The sequence below is a fragment of the Ideonella livida genome (assembly GCF_010499455.1).
Lineage (GTDB): Bacteria > Pseudomonadota > Gammaproteobacteria > Burkholderiales > Burkholderiaceae_C > Ideonella > Ideonella livida.
This window is the reverse complement of sequence record NZ_JAAGOH010000015.1, coordinates 1-14,819: the sequence shown is the minus strand read 5'-3', so window position 1 is coordinate 14,819 and position 14,819 is coordinate 1. Positions and strand designations below refer to the sequence as shown.

General features: G+C 70.6%; 13 protein-coding genes. 6 read left to right on the top strand and 7 right to left on the bottom strand.

The features are described from left to right. Positions 1 to 66 precede the first annotated feature (66 nt). The 5 genes from asd to G3A44_RS13105 all read right to left on the bottom strand — a co-directional run bounded on the left by asd (position 67) and on the right by G3A44_RS13105 (position 5,557). Entirely contained in the window at positions 67 to 1,194 is a 1,128-nt protein-coding gene (gene asd / locus G3A44_RS13125) for an aspartate-semialdehyde dehydrogenase (RefSeq protein ID WP_163457987.1), read from the bottom strand. A gap of 96 nt (positions 1,195 to 1,290) precedes the next feature. After that, entirely contained in the window at positions 1,291 to 2,379 is a 1,089-nt protein-coding gene (gene leuB, locus G3A44_RS13120; protein WP_163458073.1) for a 3-isopropylmalate dehydrogenase, read from the bottom strand. 86 nt (positions 2,380 to 2,465) lie between these two features. Next, entirely contained in the window at positions 2,466 to 3,116 is a 651-nt protein-coding gene (gene leuD, locus G3A44_RS13115; protein ID WP_163457986.1) for a 3-isopropylmalate dehydratase small subunit, read from the bottom strand. Positions 3,117 to 3,137: 21 nt separating this feature from the next. After that, positions 3,138 to 4,562 carry a 3-isopropylmalate dehydratase large subunit gene (leuC, locus tag G3A44_RS13110; protein ID WP_163457985.1) on the bottom strand — a complete coding sequence of 475 codons (1,425 nt, stop codon included), beginning with the start codon at positions 4,560 to 4,562 and terminating at the stop codon, positions 3,138 to 3,140. 65 nt (positions 4,563 to 4,627) lie between these two features. Beyond that, a complete protein-coding gene (locus G3A44_RS13105; RefSeq protein ID WP_163457984.1) occupies positions 4,628 to 5,557 on the bottom strand; it encodes a LysR family transcriptional regulator in 930 nt (309 codons plus the stop codon). A 353-nt stretch (positions 5,558 to 5,910) separates the two neighbouring features. On the opposite strand from G3A44_RS13105, the gene G3A44_RS13100 reads away from it, so the two are divergent. The 6 genes from G3A44_RS13100 to G3A44_RS13075 all read left to right on the top strand — a co-directional run bounded on the left by G3A44_RS13100 (position 5,911) and on the right by G3A44_RS13075 (position 11,664). Further along, on the top strand, positions 5,911 to 6,378 hold the full coding sequence (locus tag G3A44_RS13100; protein WP_163457983.1) for a spore coat protein U domain-containing protein: 468 nt from the start codon (positions 5,911 to 5,913) through the stop codon (positions 6,376 to 6,378). Positions 6,379 to 6,566: 188 nt separating this feature from the next. Further along, on the top strand, positions 6,567 to 7,025 hold the full coding sequence (locus G3A44_RS13095) for a spore coat protein U domain-containing protein (protein ID WP_163457982.1): 459 nt from the start codon (positions 6,567 to 6,569) through the stop codon (positions 7,023 to 7,025). A gap of 181 nt (positions 7,026 to 7,206) precedes the next feature. Then, positions 7,207 to 7,911 (top strand): fimbrial biogenesis chaperone, encoded by a 705-nt coding sequence (locus G3A44_RS13090; RefSeq protein ID WP_163457981.1) that lies wholly within the window; start codon positions 7,207 to 7,209, stop codon positions 7,909 to 7,911. Positions 7,912 to 8,258: 347 nt separating this feature from the next. Further along, entirely contained in the window at positions 8,259 to 10,550 is a 2,292-nt protein-coding gene (locus tag G3A44_RS13085; protein WP_163457980.1) for a fimbria/pilus outer membrane usher protein, read from the top strand. Further along, on the top strand, positions 10,531 to 11,019 hold the full coding sequence (locus tag G3A44_RS13080; RefSeq protein ID WP_163457979.1) for a Csu type fimbrial protein: 489 nt from the start codon (positions 10,531 to 10,533) through the stop codon (positions 11,017 to 11,019). The genes G3A44_RS13085 and G3A44_RS13080 overlap by 20 nt, the downstream gene beginning before the upstream one ends. Before the next feature lie 87 nt (positions 11,020 to 11,106). Beyond that, positions 11,107 to 11,664, top strand: coding sequence for a spore coat protein U domain-containing protein (locus G3A44_RS13075; protein WP_163457978.1), 558 nt, complete (start codon positions 11,107 to 11,109; stop codon positions 11,662 to 11,664). Here the strand turns inward: G3A44_RS13075 and recD are convergent. Both recD and G3A44_RS13065 read right to left on the bottom strand, forming a co-directional pair. Beyond that, positions 11,648 to 13,963, bottom strand: coding sequence for an exodeoxyribonuclease V subunit alpha (gene recD / locus G3A44_RS13070; RefSeq protein ID WP_163457977.1), 2,316 nt, complete (start codon positions 13,961 to 13,963; stop codon positions 11,648 to 11,650). The genes G3A44_RS13075 and recD overlap by 17 nt on opposite strands. 2 nt (positions 13,964 to 13,965) lie before the next feature. Continuing rightward, a partial coding sequence (locus tag G3A44_RS13065) for a PD-(D/E)XK nuclease family protein (RefSeq protein WP_203561408.1) occupies positions 13,966 to 14,819 on the bottom strand: 854 nt, incomplete at its 5' end.

The following is a 14,819-nucleotide window of genomic DNA, read 5'->3' as shown; positions in this document are numbered from 1 at the left end:
GGCCAAGTTGCCCCTGGACAACATCCGTGGCCGCCATTAACGATTGGAAGCAGTTCCGCCTGTCAATCAAGCGTCCAGCAGGATGCGCAGCATGCGGCGCAGGGGTTCGGCAGCGCCCCAGAGCAGCTGGTCACCGATGGTGAAGGCCCCCACGTACTCCGGTCCCATCGCCAGCTTGCGGATGCGGCCCACGGGGATGGTCAGCGTGCCGGTGGTGGCCACGGGCGTCAGATCTTGAATGGTGGCCTCGCGCGTGTTGGGCACCACCTTCACCCACTCGTTGTCCGCCGCGATCATGGCCTCCAGGTCCGCCACGGGCACGTCCTTCTTGAGCTTGAAGGTCAGCGCTTGCGAGTGGCAGCGCATGGCGCCGATGCGCACGCAGAAACCATCCACGGGGATGGCGGCCGAGCCGAAGCCCTCGCCCAGACCCAGGATCTTGTTGGTCTCGGCCATGCCCTTCCACTCTTCGCGCGACTGGCCGTTACCCAGGTCCTTGTCGATCCAGGGGATGAGCGAGCCGCCCAGCGGCACGCCGAAGTTGGCGGTCTCACCCGCGCTCAGGGTGCGCTGCTTGCCGATGATCTTGCGGTCGATCTCCAGGATGGCGCTCTTGGGGTCGGCCAGCAGGTCCTTGACCTCGGCATTCAGCGTGCCGAACTGGGTCAGCAGCTCGCGCATGTGCTGGGCGCCACCGCCGGAAGCGGCCTGGTAGGTCTGGGAGCTCATCCACTCGACCAGGCCGGCCTTGTACAGCGCGCCCACGCCCATCAGCATGCAGGAGACGGTGCAGTTGCCACCGATCCAGTCCTTGCCGCCCTTGGCCAGCGCGTCCTTGATGACGGGCATGTTCACCGGATCGAGCACGATCACGGCGTTGTCCTTCATGCGCAGCGACGAGGCGGCATCGATCCAGTGGCCGTTCCAGCCGGCAGCGCGCAGCTTGGCATACACCTCGGTGGTGTAGTCACCGCCCTGGCAGGTCAGGATGATGTCGCAGCGCTTGAGGGCGTCGATGTTGAACGCGTCCTGCAGCGTGGTTTCGTTCTTCGCCTGGGCCGGGGCGGCGCCGCCGGCGTTGGAGGTGGAGAAGAACAGGGGTTCGAAGTGCGCAAAGTCGCCTTCGGCCTGCATGCGATCCATCAGGACCGAGCCGACCATGCCGCGCCATCCGACCAGACCTACGAGTGCCATTTCCAGATTCCTTGTGATGCGTGATTCCCGGACCCCAGCTTCCCCGGCTCGCGTCGCCGGGGTCCAGGAGTGGGGGCGAGACGAAACCGAGCTGGGTCAGCTCTTAATGGTTTTGCCGGTGATGGCCGCAACCACGGCATCACCCATCTCGCGCGTGCTCACCTTCTGGGTGCCCTCGCTCCAGATGTCGGCGGTGCGGTAGCCCGCCGCCAGCACAGCACGCACAGCCGACTCGATCCGGTCGGCGGCTTCAGGCTGTTGGAGTGAGAAACGGAGCATCATGGCAGCGGACAGGATTGTAGCCAGAGGATTGGCAATGCCTTTGCCTGCGATGTCCGGCGCGCTGCCGTGGCTGGGTTCGTACAGGCCCTGGCCCTTGGCGTTCAGGCTGGCCGAGGGCAGCATGCCGATGGAGCCGGTCAGCATCGCAGCCTCATCGCTCAGGATGTCGCCGAACATGTTGCCGGTGAACAGCACGTCGAACTTCTTGGGCGCCTTCACCAGCTGCATGGCAGCGTTGTCCACGTACATGTGCTCCAGTTCGACGTCCGGGTACTCCTTGTGGACCTCGGTCACCACGTCCTTCCAGAACTGGAAGGTTTCCAGCACGTTGGCCTTGTCCACCGAGGTGACCTTCTTGCTGCGCTTGCGTGCGGCCTGGAAGGCGACGTGGGCGATGCGCTCAATTTCCGGCTTGGAATAGCGCATGGTGTCGAAGGCTTCCTCGGCACCGGGGAAGTGGCCATCGGTGGCGATGCGGCGACCGCGCGGCTGGCCGAAGTAGATGTCGCCCGTCAGCTCTCGGATGATGAGGATGTCCAGGCCGGCCACCAGCTCGGGCTTCAGGCTCGAAGCGTGGGTGAGCTGCTCGTAGCACAGCGCCGGGCGGAAGTTGGCGAACAGGCCCAGCGCCTTGCGCAGGCCCAGGATGGCCTGCTCGGGGCGCAGCGGGCGATCCAGCTTGTCGTACTTCCAGTCGCCCACAGCGCCGAACAGGATGGCGTCGGACGCTTGCGCCAGCTTCAAGGTGGCGGGTGGCAGCGGGTGGCCGTGCGCCTCATAGGCGGCACCACCCACCAGGGCCTCCTCCATCTCGAAGGGCAGGTCCAGCACGTTCAGCACACGCACGGCCTCGGCCACGATCTCGGTACCAATGCCGTCGCCCGGCAACACGGCAATCTTCATGCTCATGGGGTTCTCGTTTCTTCAGAATGCAAAAGGCAGAACGGCGCTGGCGGCTTCGTGAAGCCTTCCAGCGCGGCAACAGCAGGTCAGCCGGCCATCGAATGGTTGAGCCAAGGCATCTTGGCCAGGCGCTCGGCCTCATACGACTTGATCTTGTCGGCGTGGCGCAGCGTCAGGCCGATGTCGTCAAAGCCGTTCACCAGGCAGTATTTGCGGAACGGTTGCACGTCAAACGGCAGCTCGGTGCTGTCCGGCTTGACGATGACCTGGCGCGGCAAATCGATGGTGAGCGAGTAGCCCGGGAAAGCGAACACTTCATCGAACAGCCTGGCCACTTGGCTTTCCGGCAGCACGATGGGCAGCACGCCGTTCTTGAAGCAGTTGTTGAAGAAGATGTCGGCAAAGCTCGGCGCGATGAGGGCGCGAAAGCCATACTGCTCCAGCGCCCAGGGCGCGTGCTCGCGGCTGGAGCCGCAACCGAAGTTGTGGCGCGCGATCAGCACCGAAGCGCCTTGGTAGCGCGGCTGGTTCAGCACGAAATCCGGGTTGGGCTTGCGGCTGGCCGGGTCTTGGCCCGGCTCGCCCTGGTCGAGGTAGCGCCACTCGTCAAACAGGTTCGGGCCGAAGCCGGTGCGCTTGATGGACTTGAGGAATTGCTTGGGGATGATCGCGTCGGTATCGACGTTTTCGCGATCCATCGGGGCCACCAGGCCCTTGTGCAGGGTGAATGCTTGCATGGCTTGTGATCCGGGTGAAGTTCAGGAAACGCGGCGCACGTCCACGAAATGGCCGGCCATGGCGGCGGCGGCGGCCATCGCGGGGCTCACCAAGTGGGTACGCCCGCCGTTGCCTTGGCGACCTTCGAAGTTGCGGTTGCTGGTGGAAGCGCAGCGCTCGCCTGGCTCCAGGCGGTCGGCGTTCATCGCCAGGCACATCGAGCAGCCCGGTTCGCGCCATTCAAAGCCGGCGGCCTTGAAGATCTTGTCCAGCCCTTCGGCTTCGGCCTGCGCCTTCACCAGGCCCGAGCCCGGCACGGCCAGTGCCAGCTTCACATTGCTGGCGATGCGCCCGCCCACGCGCTGGATCACGGCGGCGGCTTCGCGCATGTCTTCAATGCGGCTGTTGGTGCAGGAGCCGATGAACACCTTGTCGATGCGGATGTCGTTGATCGCCTTGTTGGGCTCCAGGCCCATGTAGGTCAGCGCGCGTTCCATGGCGCCGCGCTTGACGGCGTCCTTTTCCTTGTCGGGATCGGGCACGCGGTCTTCGATCGAGAGCACCATCTCGGGGCTGGTGCCCCAGGTGACCTGCGGGCGGATCTGCGCGGCGTCCAATTCGACAATCTTGTCGAAGTGCGCGCCCTCATCGGTGTGCAGGGTGCGCCAGTAGGCCACGGCCTGATCCCATTCCACGCCTTGCGGCGCGAAGGGGCGGCCCTTCACGTAGGCCAGGGTCTTCTCATCCACAGCGACGAGGCCAGCGCGGGCGCCGCCTTCAATCGCCATGTTGCACACCGTCATGCGGCCTTCCATGCTCAAGGCGCGGATGGCCGAGCCGCCGAACTCGATGGTGTAGCCGGTACCGCCGGCGGTACCGATCTTGCCGATGATGGCCAGCACGATGTCCTTGGCGGTCACCCCCTTGGGTGCCACGCCATCCACGCGCACCAGCATGTTCTTGGCCTTCTTGGCCAACAGGGTCTGCGTGGCCATCACGTGTTCGACCTCCGAGGTGCCGATGCCGTGCGCCAGCGCACCAAAGGCGCCGTGGGTGGAGGTGTGGCTGTCGCCGCACACCACGGTCATGCCCGGCAGAGTGGCGCCGTTTTCCGGCCCCATGACGTGCACGATGCCCTGGCGCTGGCTCATGAACGGGAAGTAGGCCGCCGCGCCAAACGCCTGGATGTTGGCGTCCAGGGTGACGATCTGCTCCTTGGAGATCGGGTCCTTGATGCCGTCGTAGCCCTGGTCCCAGTCGGTGGTGGGCGTGTTGTGGTCGGCAGTGGCCACCACCGAGCTGACGCGCCAGAGCTTGCGCCCGGCCACGCGCAGGCCTTCGAACGCCTGGGGACTGGTGACTTCGTGCACCAGATGGCGGTCGATGTACAGCACGGCGGTGCCGTCTTCCTCGGTGTGGACGACGTGGTCATCCCAGAGCTTGTCGTAGAGGGTGCGAGCGGTCATGTGTGGCTCTCTTGCAGGGGTCTGGCAGGGCATGGCGCCCCGGGCTGGATTGTCGGAGATTCAGTTCAAGGACTGCGGCCGGCAGGACCCGCCGCCACCGCGGCCCCTGGCCCGCAGGCCAGGGCATCGATGAAGCGTTGCACGGCGGCCGGCTGCACCGGTTGGTCCGGCGCCACCAATTGGTAGGTCCGGCGGGCCCAGTCCTCGGCCAATGGCCGGACCGTGATGGCGAAGACTCGGGCAAAGCGTTCAGCGACCGCCTGCGGCAACAGCGCCACGCCCAAGCCGGCCTCGACCAGCTGGGCAATGGCGTCAAAGCCGCGTACCTGCAGGCGCGCCGGCAGCGCGCGACCGGAGGCCCAGGCCCGCTGCAGCATCAGCTCGTGCACCGACGCCCCCGGGGGCAGGCCGACGATGTCGTAGTCCAGCAGGACCTCAAAGCTCAAGGCACCGCTGGTGGCCTGCAGGGGATGGTGGCGCGGCAGCACCACGGCCAACCCCCCCTCCCGGTAAGGCCAGGCCCTCAGGCGCTCGTCACGTGCCGGCGGCGCGACCACGCCCACATCGGCCCGACCTTCGGCCACGGCAGCCTGCACTTCGGCACTGTTGAGGTCTTCCAGGCTGATGCGGATGTGCGGATGCTCGCGGGAGAACTCCGCCAGATCCCGCGGCAGGCACTCGGCAATGGCCGCTGCGTTGGCGGCCACACGCAGATGCCCCTTGATGCCGTGGCTGAACTCGACCACCTCGCGCTCCAGCGCATTCAGCGAGGCATGCAGGCCCCGGATGTGCCGCACCAGCGCGCGCCCCGCCTCGGTCAACTCCACGCCGCGGGCGCGTCTCAGGAACAGCTCCACCCCCAATCGCGTCTCCAGATCGCGGATGCGTTTGGAGGCGGCTGCCAGGGCCAGATGCTCACGCGCCGCGGCGCGGCTGATCGCACCGGTCTCAGCTACGGCCAGCACCAGGTTGAGGGTGATGAGGTCAAAGCGCATGAAGGACGAACCGCCAGCGGCAAATGGCCCGCCGGCGTGTAACGGAACGCATCATGCACCAGCCAGCCCTGACTCCGGTGACGAAAGCTAGCCAGATTCGGCAATCAAGCCTACGCCACACACGAAACCTCAGCAGTCTCTATCGCCGGTCCAGAGCGCCACTGCCCCCATTGGGCGATGCAAACGCGCAGCGCTTTTTTCACAATTTGTAAACGATCAAGTATCAGGTTGTAAAAGTTAGAAATTCATGACAGGATCGCCTCAGGGCGTTGGACATGCAGCTGTGATTCGGCCCTCGTGTCCACGCTAGGTTTTGGCGCCCCTGGGGTGCCCTTTGTTGAAAGGCTTCATCCATGCGTGCTTCCTTCCGTTCCGCCGCTCGACTCCTGGTTGCCGCCGGTCTGGCCGCTCCGCTGCTGGCCTCGGCCGCTGACACCGCCACCGTGCCGGTCACCGCCACCGTTCAGGGCGTCTGCAAGTTCACCAGCGCCGGCGCCATCGCTTTTGGCACCCTGGATCCCTCGACCACCGCGACCAGCGTGTCGGCCACGGTGACCCAGCCGGCCTTCTGGTGCACCAAGGGCACCAGCTACACCGTGACCGACAGCGGCACCGCCGGCTCGGCCAACATGGCGCTGGGCGGCACCTCCACCACCGAGCTGATCGCCTACAGCTTCTCCTACACCGCCACTGGCAGCGGCAACGGCGTGACCGGTACCGCCCTGAACATGGGCCTGAGCGCCACGGTGGCCAAGACGGCGTTCCAGAACGCTGCGGCTGGCAGCTACAGCGGCAACCTGGTGTTGACCATCAACCCGTGAGCTGAGACCTGAGGCCTCAAGCCCAGCCCGGTGGAATGCCCCCCTGGGCCTGCAAACGGCCTTCGGTGGGGCTGGCATCTGCCGGCTGCCGCGGGCCGGTGGCGTATCGAGCCTTGGCTGAAATGGACCGTCTACCCCGCCCTCCGCGCTGTCCGCCGCAGGGGCCGCCACACACCTTGCGGCTGGCGATGGCCTTGCTGACAGGCCTGCTGCTGGCGCCGCTGGCTGGCGCCGCTGGCTCCTCCACGGTGCCGGTGACGGCCACGGTCCCCAGCAAGAATATCTGCCAGTTCCGGGGAAGCACCGTGGCTGCCCTGCCCTTTGGCACGTTGTCCGCCGGCGGAGCCAACGCCGTGGTGTCGGCCGGGCTCACGCTGCGCTGCATGGGCAGCGCGCCAATTGCCACCTTCCTGATCACCGCCGACGACGGCCTGCATGCCGCCTCGGTGGGACGGCGCCGCATGGTCAACGCCAGCGTGTCCACCGCCTTCCTGGCCTACGACCTGGCGGTCACCCCCAGCTCAGCCAGTGTGGCCAAGAATGTCGACCTGGCCATCACGGTCACCGGCACGGTGACCGCCGCCTACCTGGAGAACGTCGAGGCAGGCAGCTACGCGGACCAGGTGACCCTGACCCTGAGCCCTTGAGCCCGCTCCGGCCCTGCCCGCCCCCGCCGGCGGGTGGCAAGGAGACGGCGGCCGCATCCGCAGCGTGTCATGTTCTACTGAAATGATGCCTTGCTTCCCAGCCCTCCGTTGGCCCATCCCGGCCCTGTGCCGCCGGCGCCCCCCTTTCGCGGCCGCCCTCCTGGGCACCGCCCTTGCGTCCGTGCTGCCCACCCCCCCCGGCGTCGCCGCGACCCTGGGCGTCAGCCCCTTGATCGTGGAGCTTGACGGGGCCCAGCGCCGTTCCGGTTCGGTCAACGTGAGCAACGATGAGGGGCTGGTCAACCGGGTTCAGGTCAAGCTCACCCGCTGGACCCAGGATGCCGACGGCCAGGACGTGTTGGAGGACAGCGAGCAGCTGCTCTACCACCCGCGCCTGATGAACGTGGACCCCGGCACCCAGCGGCTGGTCCGCCTGGGCCTGCGCCGCCCTCCCGGGGAAGTGGAGGAGGCTTACCGGCTGTTTGTGGAGGAACTGCCTTCGCCGCTGAGTGCCAACGCCGGTGGCGGCAGCCAGGTGGCGGTCAGCGTGCGCTTTGCGGTGCCGGTCTTTGTGCGGCCTGCCGAGGTCCGCCCCGGGCTCCGGCTGAGCCTGTTGCCGGCGGGCAGGCCCGACGAGGCCCAGATCCAGCTGCAGAACACCGGCAATGTCCACGTCCGCGCCACCACGCTGACCTTGCGCGGCACGGTGGGCCAGGAGGTGCGCACCGAAGGCTGGTATGTGCTGGCGGGGGCCACGCGGCGGTTCACGGTCAAGCGCCCGGGCTGGGCCTGCGGGCTGCGCGGCAACCTCCAGGTGCTGATCGACACCCCGCAGGGGCCGCAGCAGCAGCCCATCGAGGTCTCACCGGAGCTGTGCCAGAAGTGAGGCGGCGGTCGGCCGGCCCACGGCGATCCCGCCTGCCACCCGGCTGGTGGCTGGCCGCATTGGCAGCGGACTGGCCGGGCCTGGCCATTGCCCCCGAACTGCCCTGGCCCCGCCATGCCGTGGGCGAACCGCTGCTGGCAGCAACGCCCGCCCCCACGCCAGCGCCCCCCCGCCGGGCCGGCAAGACGCCGGCGGCGATCGCGCCCTCAACCCTCCCGGACGCACCGCCGCCAGCGAACTCTGCGACAGCCGCCCCGGCCGCGCTGCCCCCTGTCGCGGCGGCCGCCCCCCCGCCCCAGACGCAACCCGAAGCGCCCCAGGCCGGGCCGGGGGCCGCACCGCTGCGGGTGGAAGAAGCCCCCCCCGTCGGACCGCTGATCGTCGAGCTGGTCGTCAACGGCGTGCCGCGAGGCAGCCAGGAGGTGGTGGCCCAGGCCGACGGCGATTTCCTGGTGTCGCTGGACACCTTGCGTGGCCTGGGGCTGGCGCGGCTGCCCGGCACCTTCCTCATGCAGCAGGGCCTGCCCTATGCCTCGCTGCGCGGCATGGGGGTGCAGGAGATGCGCCTGGACCTCCAGAGCCTGACCCTGCACGTCACGCTGGATCCGAGCTGGCTGCCCCCACAGCAGCTGGCCATGGACCCGGGACGGGCCCGTCTGCCGCCGCAGCGCGGCACAGGCACCGGCTGGCTCAACTACCAGATCTCCTCCAACGGCATGCCGGATCGCGACGAGGCGCCTTGGCAAGGCCAGCTCAGCACCGAGCTGGGTCTGCACCTGCCCCAAGGACTGCTGCTCAACGAAACCCTGCACAACCGCGGCGAGGGCGGACGGCTGGACTACCGGGCGGCCACCCGCTGGGTGCTGGACCAGCCCGACTTGCTGCGCCGCTGGACCCTGGGGGATCACACCAGCTCGTCGCTGTCGCTGGGCGACCAGCGGCCACTGCTGGGCCTGGGCGTCCAGACGGTCGCCGGCATCGATCCTTACCAGCAGCGCCAGCCCAGCGTGAGCATCCGCAGCGCGGTGGCGTCGGCCGCGCAGATGGAGGTCTACCTCGACGGCGTGCGGGTACGCACCGAGCAGGTGGGCGCCGGCCCGGTGGTGCTCAGCAACCTGAGCACCTATTCCGGCCTGCACGACGTCACCCTGGTGCTGCGGGACGCCCTGGGGCGGGAAACCGTGGTGCGCCAGTCCAGCTACACCGACGCCCGCCAGCTGCGGGCCGGCCTCTCCGAGTATGGCTACCACCTGGGCGTGGCCCAGGACCGGGTGGGCGACGAAGGGCCCCGCTACCGGGGCGCGCTGGCCTCGGGTTTCCACCGCTGGGGGCTGGACGACCGGTTGACCCTGGGCTGGATGGGCCAGTGGGGCCGTGACCGCCACCACCTGGGCCCCGAGGTGGACTGGACGCTGGGCCGCTGGGGGGCGATCAACCTGGCCTGGGCGCAGGGCCGCCACCAGGGCCAGGCCGACCGGGCGGCCCAGGCCGGCTACCAGTTCGGCCACCGGGACTGGCAGCTTCGGGCCCAGTGGCGCGAAGTGTTCGAGGACGACACCATCGACGGCCTGCTGCCCTGGCGGCGGCTGGTCGGCCAGGCCAGCGTGCGCCTGCCGGCGGTGGGCCAGCTCAGCATGGCCTGGCAGCGGCAGGCGTGGCGCCCCAGCGACGTCACCCCCGCACGCCAGCAGCTGGAGCTGGGCTGGAACCGTGCCTTGGCGCCCGAGCTGCTGGCCGGCCTCAGCCTGTCGCGACCACTGGCCGGGGCCGGCACGACCCAGTGGCTGCTCACCCTGAGCTGGCTGCCCCGGGACCGACCCAGCGCCACGCTGAGTCAGAGCCGCGAGGACGGGGCCCGCACCAGCGCCCTGCAGCTGAGCGCCCAGCCCCAACTGGGCGAGGGCCTGTCCTGGCAGCTGCGCGCTGAACACCAGCGGCCGGACGACGGCGGCGAGGCCCAGCGGCTGAGCGCCGGCGCGCTGTGGAACCTGCCCTACGGCCAGGCCTTCGCCCAAGCCCGCCACGACCGCAGCGCCTCCGGGTCCACCAGCTTTGTGCCCACCCTGGGCTGGGCGGGGTCCCTGGTGTGGATCGCCCAGCGCTGGGCGGTCAGCCGCCCGGTGCAGGACGCCTACGGGCTGGTGAGCCTGCCCGACAGCCCCGGCGTGCGGGTGCGGCTGAACCAGACCGACGTGGGCCGCACCAATGCCCAGGGCGAGATCTTCCTGCCCCAGCTGGGCTCCTATGTGCAGAGTCAGGTCAGCTTCGAGGAGCGCGACCTGTCGCTCAACCGCATCAGCGACAGCAGCCAGCGCCTGGTGCGCCCAGGCTACCGGGCGGGGCTGGACCTGCGCTTTGAGGTACGGGCCTGGCAGGTGCACCAGGGCCGCCTGCGGGTGCAGACCCCGGCGGGCTGGCGCCCGGCCCCGTATGCCGACCTCACCGTGCGGGTGGGCGACAGGGTGCTGCAGAGCCCCACCGGCGCCCAGGGCGAATTCTTCCTGGACGGTTTGAGCCCGGGCCGCCACCTCGCCGTGCTGGTGATGCCCGACCGACGCTGCGAATTCATCCTGGAGGTGCCCGCCTCCACCGACCCCGAGGTGAACCTGGGAGAGCTCCATGCCTGTCCGACACCGTGAGTGCCGCGCCCTGCTGGGTGTCCTGCTGCTGACCGCCGCCCAGGCTGCCCCCGCCGCCATCGCCTGCAACCTGGGCGCCGCCAGCCTGAGCTTCGGCGCCTACGACGTCTCGTCCTACGCCCCCACCGACATGACCGGCACGCTGGAAATGACCTGCCTGCGCATCCTCTCCGGCTCCAGCCTCACCGTCACCCTGACCCTGAGTGGCGGCCAGAGCGGCAACCCCTACGCCCGGCAGCTGCGCGCCGGCGGAAACGACCGCCTGAACTACCAGATCTACCGCGACGCCGCGCGCACCCTGCCCTGGGGCAGCACCGCCGGCGCCGACGCCGCCACGGTCACCGTGAGCCTGACCCAGATCATCCAGTTGCGCACCTACAGCCTGAATCTCTATGGCCGCCTGCCGCCGCGCCAAGACGTGGCGCCCGGCAGCTACAGCGACCAGCTGGTGGTGACGCTGACCCCCTGAGACGGCAGAGCCACCCCGTCCTCAAGCGCGGGCGGGCATCGTCCGATATGCGGGTGACAGGCAGGTCTTTTCTGCCCGTCACCCACAATGAGCCAGCCGATCCCTTCTCTGCGCGCCCTGCGGCCCCTGCCACGCGGCCCGTCCGGCCCCCGCGGCCGGCCGCGCCCGGCGGCACGCCGCTGGGCACTGGCCTTGCTGGCCGCAGCGCTGGCGCTGGGCACCTCGCCGGTGCGGCCGGAGACCGCCAGCGTGCGGGTCACGGCCGTGGTGCTGCCCCGCGACCGCTGCACCTGGACCAGCGCCTCCTCCGGCCTGGACTTCGGGCCCCTGCAACCCCAGGCCGCCGCCGCCACGGCCACCGCCACCTTGCGCCTGCAGTGCCAAGGCAGCTCGCCAGTGGCCCGCTACGCGGTCAGCGCCGACACCGGCGAGAACGCCCCGTCCAGCAGCGGCACGCCCCAGCTGCGCCATGTGGAGAACGGCGCCCTGCTGCCCTACCGGGTGGAGGTGGAGCCGGCCGAGGCCACGATCGCCCGCCACAGCGAGCAGACGATCACCCTGCGGGCGCGCATGGCCGGGCAGGACCTGAGCAAGGCACCCGCCGGCACCTATCAGGACCGGCTGGTCATCACGCTGATGCCTTGAACGCCAGTGCTGCGGCCAGGCCGCTGGCCCGCCGCGTCGGCCGTGCCAGCGCCTCCTCCAGCGTGCCGGCCTGCGCCGCCACCAGGGTGAAAGCGGTGCGCGCCCGGGTGATGCCGGTGTAGACCAGCTCGCGGCCGGCCACCGCGCCGCCGCCCGGTGGCAGCACCAGCACCGTGTGGGCAAATTCCGATCCCTGGCTCTTGTGCACCGTCATGGCATAGGCGGTCTCCACATGGGCCAGACGGCTGGCGGCGACGCTGCGCAGCTGCTCACCCTCCAGCAGCCAGACCTTGAGCCGATGGGCGCCCTGGCCGGCGGCCGGCCCGGCGGGCAGGGTCAGGCCGATGTCGCCGTTGAAGACGCCCAGCGCCGCGTCGTTGCGGGTGACCATGACCGGGCGGCCCACATACCAGCCGCCCTCCGGTCTGAAGCCGGTGGTCGGCCCCAGGGCGCTGGCCAGGTGCTGGGCGATGAGGCGGTTGAGCCCGGCCACCCCCCACTCGCCCTCACGCACCGCGGTGAGCACCCGAAACCGGTCAAAGGCCCGCAGCACCGACTTCACCCAGGCCTCGTAGGCGGACAGGCCCGCCGCGCCGGCCGGCATCTGGCCCAGCAGGTCCACATACGGCCGGTAACCGCCGCCACCACCGGGCTCCAGCGCCCCCGGGCGGCCATGCAGCGCCAGGGCGGCCACGGCCGCCGGCATGGCCGGCTCCCGCAGCGCCAGCGGCGGCTGCGGGCCGGCCGACCCCTGGCGCAGCACCGCACGGGCACGCGTGGCCTCGCCGGCATTGACGGCCAGGGCCAGCTGACCGATGGCCCCCTCGAAGCGCCGGCTGCGGCGCAGCATCACCGTTTGCTGGGCCAGGTCCGGGCCCGCCTCGTCGCCCCACACCGGCGGCAAGCGCTGGCCGGTGGCCGCGGCGGCAAAGGCCGCGGTCTCCTGCCGGTAGCGGCCCTGGGCAGCGTCGCGGCACAAGTCACCCATCACCGCCCCGGCCTCCACCGAGGCCAGCTGGTCGCGATCGCCCAGCAGGATCAAACGCGCCTGTGGCGGCAGGGCCACCAACAGGGCGCTCATCATCTCCAGGTGGATCATTGACGCCTCGTCCACGATCAGCACGTCCAGCGGCAGCGGATGCAGCGCATCGTGGCGGAACTGGCGGCTGTCGGGCCGGGCGCCCAGCAGGGCATGCAGGGTGCGCGCCGGGCCGATGCGGGCGGTGAGCAGGCGCAGGTCCGGCGCCTGCTCACCCTCCATCTGCCGCTCGAGTTCGGCCAGGGCGGTGTCAATGGCCTGCTTGAGCCGCGCGGCGGCCTTGCCAGTGGGCGCGGCCAAGGCCACCCGCAGTCGAGAAGGGTCGGGGGCGGTGGCCAGCAGCAGGGCCAGCAGGCGTGCGGCGGTGTAAGTCTTGCCGGTGCCGGGGCCGCCGGTGATCACGCCCAGCCGGCCACGCCAGGCCACCGCGCAGGCCAGCTTCTGCCAGTCCGGCTCGGCGTCGGCAGGATCCGGCCCTGCGGGCGGCGCCGGAAAAAAGCGGTCCAGCCAGTGGCGCACCCGGGCCAGCGCCGGCGCAGACGGCGCCCCAGGTCCCGCATCGGCCGCAGCGCAGCGGGCCTGCAGGGCCGCGGCCACCGCCTGCTCATGTTGCCAGTAGCGCCGCAGGTACAGGCGGCCGGGGCCCTGCGGGCCCGGGGGCACCCAGACCAGCGGGGGCGTGCCGCCCGCGCCGGCCAGCCCCCCGGTCCTGGCAGACGCCTCGGGCGCCTCGGGCCGCTCAGTCCCCTTCTGCGCCCCAGCTCCCTCCACCGCCACACAACGGCTGCGCGCCAGCGTCCGCAGCCAGTGAGCGCCCTCGGCCTGCGGTGCCTGCGCCAGCAGCGCGCCCAGGCCGGGCCGCGCGGCTGCAGGCCAGCCCAGCTGGGCGCCCCAGGCCTCGGCCCGGCTGGCGGCGCTGCCCTCCAGCAAGGCGGGCTCCAGCACCAGGCAGGTGTGGCCCTGGCCCTCCAGGCAGGACAGCCAGGCGGCCAGCAGCCCCAGCGCCGGCGGCGCCTGCGGGTCGTGGGCCAGGAGGAAACGGGCCAGCGCCAGGTCCAGAGGCCGCAGCCAGCCCGCGGCCACCCAGTCGGCCAGGGTCTGGAGCACGGTCGCCGGCGCGGGCTCGGCCGGCGGCCCGTCGCCTGCGGGGGCAGGCGTGGGCAGGGACGCGGCCTCGTCCTGCAGGGCAAACAGCGGCAGGGTGTGGGGATCGCCGGCCGGCGGCCGGGACCGCCCGCGGACGGGACGTTCTGGGTTCATGGTCAGCGGTCCGGCAAGAAGGTATCGGGGGCTGCGGCAGGCGCGGCCGCCAGCGGGTCCGGCGAGGACGCCGGGGGGACGTCGAAGGCCCGCTCCAGCGCCTCCAGCAAAGGCAGCGACGGCGGCAGCACGCACACGCCGCCACTGGGCCCATCCAGACCCCGCAGAAAAAGGTACACCGCCCCGCCCAGCTGGGCCTGCGGCCGGTAGGCCGCCCCCAGGCGCTGGCGCAGCAGCCGGTGCAGGGCCAGCAGGTAGAGCGCGGCCTGCACGTCGTAGCGGTGCTGACCCATGGCCGCGGCCAGGGCGTCGTCGGTGTAGGCGGCCGGCCCGCTGCCCAGCTGGTTGCTCTTGTAGTCCAGCACCCACCAGCGGCCCTCGTGCTCGAACACCAGGTCGGCAAAACCCATCATCAGCCCGTGCAGGGTGCGGGCGCCCAGGGCCGGCCGCTCCAGCGCCGGGCGCCCGGGCCACAGGTGCTGCCGGCACAGGGCGTCCACCTGCGGCGCGTCCAGGTGGGCCACCGGCAGCCAGAACTCCATTTCGGCCAGCACCGCCCCGCGCTGCCCCAGGACGGTCAGGGTGGTGTCCGGCCCCTGGCCCAGCGGGCCAGCCAGCGGCTGCACCAGCACCCGGCGCAGCCAGGCCAGCACCGCCGCGGCCTGGGCGTCGCCGCGTCCGGCGCGCTCGCAACGCGCCAGCAGGCGGCGCGCCAGGGCCGAGGGGGTGGGGTCGCCGGACGCGGCCCCTGGTGGCGGGTCGGCCCGGTCCGGTGCCGCCTGCGGCGCATCGTCCAGGGCAAACCCTTCGCCCGCCAGCCATTCCAGTTGATCGTGCAGGAAGTTGCCGGCCAAGG

Bases quoted from the DNA above. Each gene is read 5' to 3' on its own strand.
- asd (WP_163457987.1), bottom strand. From the start codon at position 1,194: ATGGCACTCGTAGGTCTGGTCGGATGGCGCGGCATGGTCGGCTCGGTC.
- leuB (WP_163458073.1), bottom strand. From the start codon at position 2,379: ATGAAGATTGCCGTGTTGCCGGGCGACGGCATTGGTACCGAGATCGTG.
- leuD (WP_163457986.1), bottom strand. From the start codon at position 3,116: ATGCAAGCATTCACCCTGCACAAGGGCCTGGTGGCCCCGATGGATCGC.
- leuC (WP_163457985.1), bottom strand. From the start codon at position 4,562: ATGACCGCTCGCACCCTCTACGACAAGCTCTGGGATGACCACGTCGTC.
- G3A44_RS13105 (WP_163457984.1), bottom strand. From the start codon at position 5,557: ATGCGCTTTGACCTCATCACCCTCAACCTGGTGCTGGCCGTAGCTGAG.
- G3A44_RS13100 (WP_163457983.1), top strand. From the start codon at position 5,911: ATGCGTGCTTCCTTCCGTTCCGCCGCTCGACTCCTGGTTGCCGCCGGT.
- G3A44_RS13095 (WP_163457982.1), top strand. From the start codon at position 6,567: ATGGCCTTGCTGACAGGCCTGCTGCTGGCGCCGCTGGCTGGCGCCGCT.
- G3A44_RS13080 (WP_163457979.1), top strand. From the start codon at position 10,531: ATGCCTGTCCGACACCGTGAGTGCCGCGCCCTGCTGGGTGTCCTGCTG.
- G3A44_RS13075 (WP_163457978.1), top strand. From the start codon at position 11,107: ATGAGCCAGCCGATCCCTTCTCTGCGCGCCCTGCGGCCCCTGCCACGC.
- recD (WP_163457977.1), bottom strand. From the start codon at position 13,963: ATGAACCCAGAACGTCCCGTCCGCGGGCGGTCCCGGCCGCCGGCCGGC.